General features: G+C 70.2%; 10 protein-coding genes. 5 read left to right on the forward strand and 5 right to left on the reverse strand.

All coding sequences use genetic code 11. From position 1 onward, the window contains the following. Window positions 1-176 precede the first annotated feature (176 nt). Window positions 177-1403, reverse strand: a complete 1227-nt coding sequence (locus ACWD4G_RS36505; protein WP_451301331.1) for an extracellular solute-binding protein — start codon at window positions 1401-1403, stop codon at window positions 177-179. A 287-nt stretch (window positions 1404-1690) separates the two neighbouring features. Here ACWD4G_RS36505 and ACWD4G_RS36510 point away from each other — a divergent pair, with 287 nt between their 5' ends. The 3 genes from ACWD4G_RS36510 to ACWD4G_RS36520 all read left to right on the forward strand — a co-directional run bounded on the left by ACWD4G_RS36510 (window position 1691) and on the right by ACWD4G_RS36520 (window position 5029). Beyond that, the gene (locus tag ACWD4G_RS36510) at window positions 1691-2647 is read left to right on the forward strand and encodes an ROK family protein (RefSeq protein ID WP_451301333.1); all 957 of its coding nucleotides are present in this window, start codon (window positions 1691-1693) and stop codon (window positions 2645-2647) included. Continuing rightward, complete coding sequence (gene nagA / locus ACWD4G_RS36515) at window positions 2644-3978, forward strand: N-acetylglucosamine-6-phosphate deacetylase (RefSeq protein ID WP_451301355.1); 1335 nt, start codon at window positions 2644-2646, stop codon at window positions 3976-3978. The genes ACWD4G_RS36510 and nagA overlap by 4 nt, the downstream gene beginning before the upstream one ends. Window positions 3979-4099: 121 nt before the next feature. Further along, complete coding sequence (locus ACWD4G_RS36520) at window positions 4100-5029, forward strand: 1-phosphofructokinase (protein ID WP_451301335.1); 930 nt, start codon at window positions 4100-4102, stop codon at window positions 5027-5029. Window positions 5030-5103: 74 nt separating this feature from the next. On the opposite strand, the gene ACWD4G_RS36525 is transcribed toward ACWD4G_RS36520, so the two are convergent. From ACWD4G_RS36525 to ACWD4G_RS36535, 3 genes are all read right to left on the reverse strand, one after another. Then, window positions 5104-6096 carry a carbohydrate-binding protein gene (locus ACWD4G_RS36525; RefSeq protein ID WP_451301337.1) on the reverse strand — a complete coding sequence of 331 codons (993 nt, stop codon included), beginning with the start codon at window positions 6094-6096 and terminating at the stop codon, window positions 5104-5106. Window positions 6097-6237: 141 nt separating this feature from the next. Continuing rightward, a complete protein-coding gene (cdgB, locus tag ACWD4G_RS36530; protein WP_451301339.1) occupies window positions 6238-8097 on the reverse strand; it encodes a diguanylate cyclase CdgB in 1860 nt (619 codons plus the stop codon). Between the two features lie 376 nt (window positions 8098-8473). Further along, a complete protein-coding gene (locus ACWD4G_RS36535) occupies window positions 8474-8707 on the reverse strand; it encodes a hypothetical protein (protein WP_451301341.1) in 234 nt (77 codons plus the stop codon). A gap of 82 nt (window positions 8708-8789) precedes the next feature. On the opposite strand from ACWD4G_RS36535, the gene ACWD4G_RS36540 reads away from it, so the two are divergent. Further along, window positions 8790-9299 (forward strand): flavin reductase family protein, encoded by a 510-nt coding sequence (locus ACWD4G_RS36540; RefSeq protein ID WP_451301343.1) that lies wholly within the window; start codon window positions 8790-8792, stop codon window positions 9297-9299. A 277-nt stretch (window positions 9300-9576) separates the two neighbouring features. Here the strand turns inward: ACWD4G_RS36540 and arfB are convergent, their stop codons facing one another. Continuing rightward, window positions 9577-10014, reverse strand: a complete 438-nt coding sequence (gene arfB / locus ACWD4G_RS36545) for an alternative ribosome rescue aminoacyl-tRNA hydrolase ArfB (protein WP_451301345.1) — start codon at window positions 10012-10014, stop codon at window positions 9577-9579. Between the two features lie 216 nt (window positions 10015-10230). Here arfB and ACWD4G_RS36550 point away from each other — a divergent pair, with 216 nt between their 5' ends. Continuing rightward, window positions 10231-10806, forward strand: coding sequence for a TerD family protein (locus ACWD4G_RS36550; RefSeq protein WP_062723737.1), 576 nt, complete (start codon window positions 10231-10233; stop codon window positions 10804-10806). Window positions 10807-11269 lie beyond the last annotated feature (463 nt).

The following is an 11269-nucleotide window of genomic DNA, read 5'->3' on the forward strand; positions in this document are numbered from 1 at the left end:
TTTAATTTGCCCTCCCCTTACCGCGCGACCATCAATTTCACCACAACACACCCCCCGACATTTCTGTCCGCCTGCGACGGGCTGACACACCGGCCCGGCCCCGACCCACCCCCACACCCCAGGCGCCCCACACCCCAGGCGCCCCACCCGCAGACGCCCCCCGCCTCAACCCACCCTCACTCCTCCTGATCCGCCACAGTCGCCACGTCCTGCAACCGCTCCAACACCTCCCCCGGCGAGCCCTCCGGCCCAACAGCCCGCCCGATGCGCCGCTTGAGCGCCACGCTCACCTCGGCCCACGACGTCTTCCCGGCAGGGTAGAGCCGGGCGGTGGGCAACTGGTCGAGAAACGGCGCGAGGGCGGCGTCGTCGGGCTCGCCGGCCATCGTCTGGGACGCGGAGACGGTCACCGGCAGCAGGTCGTACCGATGGGAGAAGGCGAGGACGTTCTTGTCGCTGTAGACGTAGTCGAGGAAGTCACCGATCTCCTCGCGGTGCCCGTTCTGCTTGAAGGCCATCATCCAGTCGGTGACGCCCAGGGTGGCAGCGGACCGCCCGTCGCGGCCCGGCATCGCGGCGGTGCCGTACTCGACCCCCTGCTCGGCGGCCATCCGCATCAGCCCGGGATGCCCGCTGACCATGCCGACCTCACCGCGCGCGAACGCGTCGAAGGCGTCGGCGCGGTTCAGCTTCGCGGGGGCGGTGGGCCCGGTGAGGCCCTTGCCGACGAGTTCGTCCTTGAGCCAGGTGAGGGTGCGCACGTTGTCGTCGGAGTCGAGCTGGTAGTTGCCGACGTCGTCGACGTATCCGGCGCCACCGCTGAGCATCCACTGCATGGTCTCGGCCTGGGCCTCCTCAGGCCCGAGCGGCAGGGCGTACGGGGTCGTCACACCGGCCTTGTCGAGGGCCTTGGCATCGGCGGCCAGCTCACTCCACGTACTCGGCGCACCATCGATGTCGGCCTCGGTGAAGAGTCGCTTGTTGTAGTAGAACAACCGCGTGGACGCCGCGAACGGCATCCCGTACGCCACCCGCCGCACCTTGCCCGCGTCCGCCAACTGGCCGAGGAAATTGGCCTGGACAGGAATGGAGAGCAGATCGTCGATCGGGTACAGCCTGCCCGCCGAGGCGTAGTCGGCGTACGTCCCGATCTGCGCGAGATCGGGCGCCTCACCGGCGTCGACCATCTCCTTCACCTCGCGGTCGACGTCGTTCCAGGACAGCACGGTGACATCGATCTCGACACCGGGATGGTCCTTCTCGTACGCCTTGACGAGCGCGCTCCAGTACTTCTGGGTGCCGTTCTTCCCGGAGTCCCCGTAGTCCGCGGCGACCAGCCGCAGCGTGACACCGGGCCCGGTGGCCTCGGCCCCCGCCCCACACCCGGCGAGGACCCCGGTCAACCCCAGGGCTAACAGCCCGGCCCCCCAGCCCTTACGCACCCCAGGCCCGACCTTCGCGCACTGCCACCCCTGCTGTCCCACTCGTACTGCCCCAACCTGTCGCATCGGCCCCGCACTCCCCACCTTGGGCCACGGCCTCACCCTCCGTACGCGGCAACCGCGAACCCTCTCGAACATCTCCATAGGGCCCACACCAAGACCCAGACCAAGACCCACAAGCCCCACACCAAGGCCCACCCCCATAAGTGGACTAGACCTCTCACGGGTATACGGGCCACACTGTCCCCGTGAGACATGTCATCGCCCTCGATGTGGGCGGCACCGGAATGAAGGCCGCACTGGTCGGGGCCGACGGCGAACTGCTCCACCAAGCGCGCCGCGCCACCGAGCGGGAGCGCGGCCCGGACGCGGTGGTCGGCTCCATCCTCGACTTCGCCGCCGAGCTGCGCGCCCACGGCGAGGACCGCTTCGGCGAGCCCGCGGCGGCGGCCGGCGTGGCCGTCCCCGGCATCGTCGACGCCGAGCACGGCCTCGCCGTCTACGCGGCGAACCTCGGCTGGCGCGACGTCCCGCTGCGCGCGCTCCTCGCCGAGCGCCTGGGCGGCACCCCGGTCGCCCTCGGCCACGACGTACGCACCGGAGGGCTGGCCGAGGGGCGCGTGGGCGCGGGCCGGGGCGCGGACCGCTTCCTCTTCGTGGCGCTGGGCACCGGGATCGCCGGGGCGATCGGGTTCGACGGCCGGGTGGAGGCGGGGGCGCACGGTTTCGCGGGCGAGATCGGCCATGTCGTCGTACGCCCCGGGGGCGACCCGTGCCCCTGCGGCCAGCGCGGCTGTCTGGAGCGTTTCGCGTCGGCGGCGGCGGTCAGCGCGGCCTGGGCGGAGGTCTCGGGCGACCCGGAGGCGGACGCGGCGGACTGCGCCAAGGCGGTGGACTCCGGCGACCCGCTGGCGGAGGCGGTCTGGCGCCGGGCGATCGACGCGCTGGCCGACGGCCTGGTCACCGCGCTCACCCTCCTGGACCCCCGCACCCTGATCATCGGCGGCGGCCTGGCGGAGGCGGGCGACACGCTCTTCACCCCCCTACGGGCAGCGGTCGAACGCCGGCTCACCTTCCAGAAACTCCCGTCGATCGTCCCGGCGGCCCTGGGCGACACAGCAGGCACAAGAGGCGCGGCCCTCCTGGCCTGGGACCTCCTGCCCCCACCCGCCACACCCCCCACAGCGCCGGAGGCAACCCCCTGATGCCAACAAACCAGGACCTCTCGACCTCCGGCAAGGGCGGCGATCCCCTCAAGGGGGCCGCACGTACAACTGCCGAGCAGGGCAACGTACCCAAAGGGGCGCGGGGCTGTGCTGAATCTGCGGCTACCGCCGCGCGGGCGCGAGCAACCACAAACAACCCGCACCCGCCCCTCAACGGCCCTTACTCCCTCGTAGGCGCCAACGTCGTCCTCCCCACCGGCACAGTCGCCAACGGCACCCTCCACATCAACGGCACCCAAATCACCGAGCACCCCCCAGCCGACACCCCCACCAACATCCCCACCCTCGACCTTGGCGGCAGCCACTGGCTGCTCCCCGGCTTCGTGGACCTCCACAACCACGGCGGAGGCGGAGCCTCCTTCTCCGGCCCCGCAGCCGACATCGAAAAAGCCATCCGCACGCACCGCGAACACGGCACCACCACCCTCGTCGCCTCCACGGTCACAGAAGACATCACCCGCCTCTCCCACCAGGCCGCCCTGCTGAGCGAGTTCGCGGAGCAGGGTGACATCGCCGGCATCCACTTCGAGGGCCCGTTCATCTCCCCGTGCCGCAAGGGCGCCCACGCGGAGTCGTTGCTGCGCGACCCGGACCCGGCGGAGGTGCGCAAGCTGCTGGACGCGGCGCGCGGCCACGCCAGGATGCTCACCCTCGCCACCGAACTCCCCGGCGGCCTGGACTCCGTACGCCTCCTCGTGGACCACGGCGTGATCGCGGCGATCGGCCACACGGACGCGACCTACGAACAAACAACTCAGGCCATCGACGCGGGCGCCACGGTCGCCACCCACCTCTTCAACGCGATGCCACCACTGGGCCACCGGGAGCCGGGCCCGATCGCGGCGCTGCTCGAAGACGACCGCGTCACGGTCGAGTTGATCAACGACGGCACCCATCTCCACCCGGCCGCCCTCCAGCTGGCGTTCCATCACGCGGGCGCGGAGCGGGTGGCGTTCATCACGGACGCCATGGACGCGGCCGGGGTGGGAGACGGCCGCTATCTGCTCGGCCCGCTGGAGGTCGAGGTCGCCGACGGCGTGGCCCGTCTGGTGGAAGGCGGTTCGATCGCCGGCTCGACCCTCACCCTGGACCGCGCGTTCAAGCGGGCGGTGACGATCGACGGGCTCTCCGTCGAGAACGCGGTCACAGCACTGTCCACCAACCCGGCCCGCCTCCTCGGCCTGGACGACCGCATCGGCTCCCTGGAGCCCGGCAAGGACGCCGATCTGGTCGTCCTGGACGAGAACTTCGACCTCAAGGGCGTGATGAGAAAGGGCGAATGGGTGGTGACCCCACCCCAACTGGCCTGATTCTCCCCCTCATTGGCAGGTAAGTACCCATTACGGCGGTTGGCCCGGAGGACTGGGCCGACCGCCGCACTTTTGGCATGATCGAGCATCAAATCGTCAAGCTTCGAGGGGGTACGACCAGGTGATCCTCACGGTCACGCTGAACACCGCTCTCGACATCACCCATCGCGTACGAGCCCTCAGGGCCCACACCACCCACCGGGTGACCGAGGTGACCGAACGCCCGGGCGGCAAGGGCCTGAACGTGGCCCGCGTACTGGCGGCGCTCGGCCACGAGGTCACGGCCACGGGCTTCATAGGCGGCACGACGGGCCGGGCGGTGCGGGAACATCTCACCCGCACCTCGGGGGTCGTGGACGCGCTGCTCCCGGTCGAGGGCTCGACGCGCCGGACCATCGCCGTGGTAGACGCCACGGGTGACACGACTCAACTCAACGAACCGGGCCCGCCGATCACACCCGCCGAGTGGGCGGCCTTCCAGGAAGCGTACGAGGATCTGCTGCGCTCCGCCTCGGCGGTGGCCCTGTGCGGCAGCCTGCCGCCGGGTGTACCGGTGGGGGCGTACGCGGGCCTGATCCGCACGGCGCGCACGCGGGGCGTACCCGTACTGCTGGACACGAGCGGGGAGCCGTTGCGGCGGGGGGTGGCGGCTCGCCCCGACATGGTGAAGCCGAACGCCGACGAACTGGCCGAGCTGACCGGTTCCCACGAGCCGTCCCGCGCCGCCCGCGACGTACGCCGCCGGGGCGCCCACGCGGTGATCGCCTCCCTGGGCCCCAAGGGCCTGCTGGCCCACACCCCGGAGGGCCAGTGGCGTGCCACCCCGCCGCACCCCCTCCGGGGCAACCCCACCGGCGCGGGTGACGCGGCGGTGGCCGGCCTGCTGTCGGCCCGCGTCGAGAACCTGCCCTGGCCGACCCGGCTGGCCCGGGCCACGGCCCTGTCGGCGGCGACCGTACTGGCCCCGGTGGCGGGCGAGTTCGACCGCGGGGTGTACGAGGAGCTGCTGAGGCAGGTGTCGGTCACGGGCGAGGCAACGACGGCGGCCTGAGCGGCCCCCTCCTCGGCGCGTCCTCAGTACGCGATCGGGCTCAGGACCCGACCGGGCTCAGGACCCGACCGGACTCAGGCCTTCTCCAGATACAGCTGGTCGATGTTGACGTCGCAGGAATTGCCCTGCTCGCAGGAGACCTTGACCTCGTTGGTGCCCTTGTTGAGCTGGACGGACGCCCAGGTGTACGTCCAGCCCTTCTCGTAGTCGCCCTCGGGGGCGTTGGCGAAGTTCTCCAGGTTGAGCGGGCGGGTCTGGACGGTGCCGTTGACCGTGAGGGTGGCGTCGGCATCCTTGCCCGGGACGCCGTAGACGACGTACAGCTTGTAGGTACCCGCCTTGGCGAAGTCCTCGATCTTCCAAGTCACCGACGATCCCACCGAGTTGAAGTTGGTGACATAGAAGCCACCCTCCGACTTGGCGCCCGGGACGTCCGACGCGGTGATGGCGTTGCCGCCGAGGACGAGGGTCTTGGCGTCGGCCTTGGGGAGTTCGCCGTTTTCCTCCGCCTCGGCGGACTTGCTCGGCGAGCTGCTGGGCTCGGTGCTGTCCTGGGCGGACGGGGTGGTGGAGGTGCCGCCGCTCGCGCTGTTGTCCGGGTCCTCGTCGCCGCCGAGCATGGCGACGCCGATGCCTATGATCACGGCCGCCACGACGGCGATCGCGCCGATGAGGAGCCCCTTGGTGTTGGGCCCACGGCCACGCCCGCCGCCCGAGCCGCCGTACGCCTGCTGACGGCTCGTCGGCCCGCCGCCGGGGCCGCCCGGCGCCTGCTGGGGCGCACCCGGCGGCCCGTACGCCCCCTGAGGCTGCCCGTACGCCTGCTGGGGCTGCCCGTACGCCTGCTGCTGCGGGACCTGCCCGTACTGCGCGGTCGGTGCCTGCGGCGCCTGCTGGGTCTGCTGCCCGTACTGGCGCTCACCGACCGGCCGCACCCGGTTGACGGCGTTCGGGTAGCCGTAGCTTCCCGTCGGCGGCTGGGCGCCACGGGCCTGACCGTCGGCGTAGAGATAGCCGAACGGGTCGTCGTCCTCGGGCGTGCTCGCGCCGTTGTTGCCGGGCGTCATCCCTTGGTCTCCTCAGCGGTGCGGTACAGATGCGAAACGGGGGGTGTAGAAGTGCGAGCCTACCCGGTCACGCTGCCCCAAACGGGTGACTGCGCTCTCATCGTCTCGCCGAACTGCGGCTGATCAGGGACTGATCAGGGGCTATCCGGCACGTCGATGCGCTCTGGGACGAGATCGTTTCTCGACGTACATCCGTTCGTCAGCTGATTTCAAGACTTCGTCCGCCGTCATGCCGCACTGTGCCCATCCGATGCCGAAACTGCCGCCGACGCGCATGGTGCGTCCGTCGACGCGGATCGGCTGGATGATCTCGTTGCGGAGGCGTACGGCGAGGTCCTGGGCGTCGGCGCGGCCGAGGCCGTCGGCGAGGACGACGAACTCGTCACCGCCGAGCCGCGCCACGGTGTCGCCGTCGCGCACGCCCCGGCTGAGCCGCCGGGCCACCTCGATGAGGACGGCGTCACCCGCGTTGTGCCCGAACCGGTCATTGATCGACTTGAAACCGTCGAGGTCGCAGAAGAGCACCGCGAGCCCCTTGGTCCCGTCGTCGCGCTCGCTCTCGGGCGCTACGACATGCACATGATGATCGAAGGCGTCGTATGGCCCGGCCACCGCGCGGAAGTCGAAGGTGTGCCCCCCGGTACCGGCCTCGTAGGCGTCGAAGGAGGGGTGCGGCTGCGGCGGGTGGGACTGCGGGTGCGGTGGATGCGGGTGGGCCTGCCCGGCGCCCGCGTGCTCGGCGCCACGTGCGAACTCACCACCGGCCTCACCCGCGAACCCGGCTGCGAACTCGCCCCCCGGCTCACTCGCGCCGAACTGCTGGTCGAACTGCTGGTCGAACTGCTCGCCGTACGGCGTGAACGTCGCGTCCATGGAGTCGGCCGGGGCTCCGGCGGGCAGGCTCTGCGGTCGCTGGCAGAGCCGGGCGGCGAGCCGGGAGCGCAGTTCGGCGGAGTTGGGCAGTCCGGTGAGGGCGTCGTGGGAGGCGCGGTGGGCGAGCTGGAGCTCGCGGCGCTTGCGCTCCTCGATGTCCTCGACGTGGGTGAGCAGAAAGCGGGGCCCGTCTGCGGCGTCGGCGACGACGGAGTTGCGCAGACTGACCCAGACGTACGTCCCGTCGCGCCGCCCGAGCCGCAGCTCGGCCCGGCCGCCCTCGGCGGAGGTGCGCAGCAGGGTGCCTATGTCCTCGGGGTGGACGAGGTCGGAGAACGCGTAGCGCCGCATGGCGGAGGCGGGCCGTCCGAGCAGCCGGCAGAGCGCGTCGTTGGTCCGGAGAATCCGCCCCTGCTGGTCCCCGCCCATCTCGGCGATGGCCATACCGCTCGGCGCGTACTCGAACGCCTGCCGGAAGGATTCCTCGCTGGCCCGCAGCGCCTGCTGTTCCCTTTCGAGCCGGACCAGGGCGCGCTGCATATTGGCCCGAAGCCGGGCGTTGCTGATCGCGATGGCGGCCTGGAAGGCGTACATCTGGAGCGCCTCACGCCCCCACGCGCCCGGGCGCCGCCCGTTGCGCGGCCGGTCGACGGAGATCACACCGAGCAGTTCGCCGCACGACCCGCCACTGGCCCCCGGCGTGTACATCGGCGCGAAGAGCCGGTCCGACGGATGCCACTCGTCCTCGAACCGGGGCGCGGGCCCGTCGGTGTACCACTGGGGAACGTCGTCCTCGTCCAGCACCCAGCCCTCGGTGTGCGGTATGAACCGCAGATCACCCCAGGCCTCGCCCATGGTGAGCCGGCGCTCCCATGACGCACGCGAACCGACTCTGCCCGTGATCAGGGCCTCGGCGGCGGAGTTCCCGGAGAGGGCGGCGACGACCAGGTCGCCGTCGGGGCGGACGAGGTTCACACAGGCCAGTTCGTAGCCAAGGCCGTTGACCACGCCGTCGGCGACGGTCTGCAGCGTGTCGGCCAGGCTGCGTGCGGTGTTCATGTCCGCCATCACCTGGTGCAACTGCCGCAGCGTCGTCAGACGGACGTAAGGCTCCGACTCGGTTTCCATTCGCCCTCCCCCCGAGATCTCGTGGCAGCTGGCGCAATCGCTGTAACCTACGTAACTCGCAGGCTTACTACCGCTTACAGTTCCCGCTTACAGCTTGCAGCGTCCCCGCCACTGAATCACAGCGCGGAGCCCACTCGGTACACAGGGTCAACAAAATCTGCCCCCTGTGACTCAAGTCACAACAAAACGTGAGCAATTGAGCACCGTTTCAACGTTTCCCGAGGCCGCAGGCTGAACAGGATTCAGGATTCTGTGGAGGGACTGTGACGGGGTCTGGGCGCGGCCCAGGAGTGGATCGGTCCCAGCGACAGGCCCTAGGTCTCCGGGTCGGGTGGGGTTCGGGCGCTGGTCCGATGTGGGGGCGAACGGGCGAGGGCTAGCGTTCGAACGTGCCGAAGACTCCTCTCGCGACGGGCCTCGCGACCACACCACCGGACGCGCGGGACTCGATGCGCCCAATGCACTCGACGGACTCGATGGACTCGGCGGGAACGACGGACTCGACGGGAACGACGGGAACGTTCGCGAGTGCGTCGGCGATGCCACTCGCGAATTCGCCCGCGTCACCCTCGCCGGCCTCGCCGGCCTCACCCTCGCCGGCCTCACCCACGGTGACCCTCGTTCCGACGGCCCCGCCGATCCCACCCACCCCGCCCACCCCTGTGCCGGTGCCCGGCGGGCATGCTGTGGGGGTGAGTGAAGACGAGTTCCGGGCGGCGCTGTCCCGGCTGGCGGCCGGGGTCGTGCTGGTGACCGCGTACGAACCCCCGCTGGACCCGGAGGGCCCGCGCGGCGAGGACGTCGGCATGACGGCGACGTCCTTCATGTCGGTCTCCCTGGACCCGCCCCTCGTCATGGTCAGCCTCCGCGAGGGCTCCCGTATGGACGACCTCCTCGCCGAGCAACCGCTGTGGGCCGTCTCGCTCCTCACCGAGAACCAGCGCACGATCGCCGCCCGCTTCGCCATGAAGGGCCGGGTCAGCGACCGCCTCCTGTTCGCCGACATCCCCCACACAAGAGGCGAGTCCACCAACGCCCTCCTGATCACCGGCGCCCTGGCCACCCTGGAGTGCCACACCGAACAACGGGTGACGGCGGGCGACCACACGCTGGTCATCGCCCGCGTACTGAAGGCAACCCTTCCGGGCCCGGAGGCGGGCCCACTGACGTATTTCCGGGGCAGATACCGCCAGTTGGGGTAAGGGCGGCGCCCCCGCTTTCAAGGGGCCGCAGGCCCTCTTGAAAGGGGCGCGGGGCTGTGTCGATTTGCGGCTCCGCCGCGTGGGCGCGACCAGCCCCCACGAACCCGCACCCGCCCCCGACAAACGCCCCCACCCCTTGAGGCGCAGGGGGTCAAAGGGGCACAGCCCCTGGGGACGGGACGGGACGGGACGGGTAGGGGCGGCGGGGGCGAATCCCCCAACCTCACCCCCTCCTGTGCGACCGCGAACGAAAGCAACCGCACACCCCACCCCCACCTCAGCCCCAGTCGCGCCCCTGCCGCCCCCTCTTGGTCTCGGACCGCTGCTTCTTCTGCCGCAACCGCCGCTCATTGATCCCCCTGGGGACACGGGTGGGCCGGCGGGGCTTGGGCGGCGGTGCGGTGGCCTCGGCGAGCAGCGCGGCGAGGCGCACGGCGGCGGTCTCCCGATTACGCCACTGCGACCGGTGCTCGGAGGCCCGGACGACGAGGACCCCGTCGACGAGCCGCGAGCCAAGCCGCTCGATCGCCCGCCGCTTCCACACCTCGGGAAGAGCCTCGGTCCCGGCCAGATCGAACCGCAGCTCGACCTGGGAGTCACTGGTGTTGACGTGCTGCCCGCCGGGCCCGGAGGACCGGGAGAAACGCCAGTTGAGCTCGGCCTCGGGAAGGGAGACAGAACCACGAATGACGTAAGGACCGGACATGGACACCATGTTCCCGCCCCTACCGACCCCGAGTCACCCCAATATTCACACCTCTGTACATCCCATCTGCTCATCCCGGAATCCCTCCCGGCGCATGATGGGTAAAGAAAGTAAAGACTCCCGGCGACACCTGGAACCTTCACCACCCCTGACGGCGTTCATAGGTGTAGCTGTAGCTTCGTGTCGCGCGAAGCGTCTACCGCAACGAGGGAAGGACTCCCAACCATGGCTGTAAGCCTGTCCAAGGGTGGCAACGTCTCGCTCACCAAGGAGGCTCCGGGCCTGACCGCCGTCACCGTGGGCCTCGGCTGGGACGTCCGCACCACCACCGGCACGGACTTCGACCTCGACGCCTCGGCGATCGCGGTCAACCCGACGGGCAAGGTCTACTCGGACGGTCACTTCGTCTTCTTCAACAACAAGCAGACCCCGGACAGCACGATCGTCCACACCGGTGACAACCGCACGGGTGAGGGCGCGGGCGACGACGAGGCGATCAACGTCAACCTGGCGGGGCTCCCGGCCGACGTCGACAAGATCGTCTTCCCGGTCTCCATCTACGACGCGGAGAACCGCTCGCAGAACTTCGGCCAGGTCCGCAACGCCTACATCCGCATCATCAACCAGGCCGGCGGCGCCGAGATCGCCCGCTACGACCTCTCCGAGGACGCCGCCACCGAAACGGCCATGGTCTTCGGCGAGCTCTACCGCAACGGCGCCGAGTGGAAGTTCCGCGCGGTAGGCCAGGGCTACGCCTCGGGCCTGGTCGGCATCGCCCAGGACTTCGGCGTGAACGTCTGAGGAGCTGACGGGCACATAGCCCGCCACCTCGGATAGGCGAGCAAAGCCCAGTCCAGGGGCCAGACCTTAGCGTCTGGCCCCTTCCTGTTTCACAGCTTGTTTCTGGTACCTGTGCCGACTTGGTGCTGACCCGCCGACCCTTCGCTGACCTGCGTACCCCACGGCCCTTGAAGCCGCGCCAGCGGCCTATCTGTGCGCGCCGCGCCCTGTCGCCCTGGGGTCGGGATCGCCAGGGAGGCGCCCGGCTGGGGTTCCGGTCAGGCCTCCCAGACGGGGACAACAGGTTTCCGCCCAACCTCCGGCCGCCCCGGTTTATGCGAGAACACGCATAGTCGCTTTCATGCATAGACACTGCACCCGGCCCCCTTCTACTGAGCTTGAACTCGTGGTGTCGGAGTGAGTTATCCGGGTCCGAGGGCGAGTCCAGTTTCTGCGAGGCAGCCGTCGAGTAGGGCGGGGCGGT

This window comes from Streptomyces sp. NPDC002643, assembly GCF_053592555.1.

Coding starts and splice junctions, on each gene's coding strand:
- ACWD4G_RS36525 (WP_451301337.1), bottom strand. CDS start 6,096: ATGACGCCCGGCAACAACGGCGCGAGCACGCCCGAGGACGACGACCCG.
- cdgB (WP_451301339.1), bottom strand. CDS start 8,097: ATGGAAACCGAGTCGGAGCCTTACGTCCGTCTGACGACGCTGCGGCAG.
- arfB (WP_451301345.1), bottom strand. CDS start 10,014: ATGGTGTCCATGTCCGGTCCTTACGTCATTCGTGGTTCTGTCTCCCTT.
- ACWD4G_RS36550 (WP_062723737.1), top strand. CDS start 10,231: ATGGCTGTAAGCCTGTCCAAGGGTGGCAACGTCTCGCTCACCAAGGAG.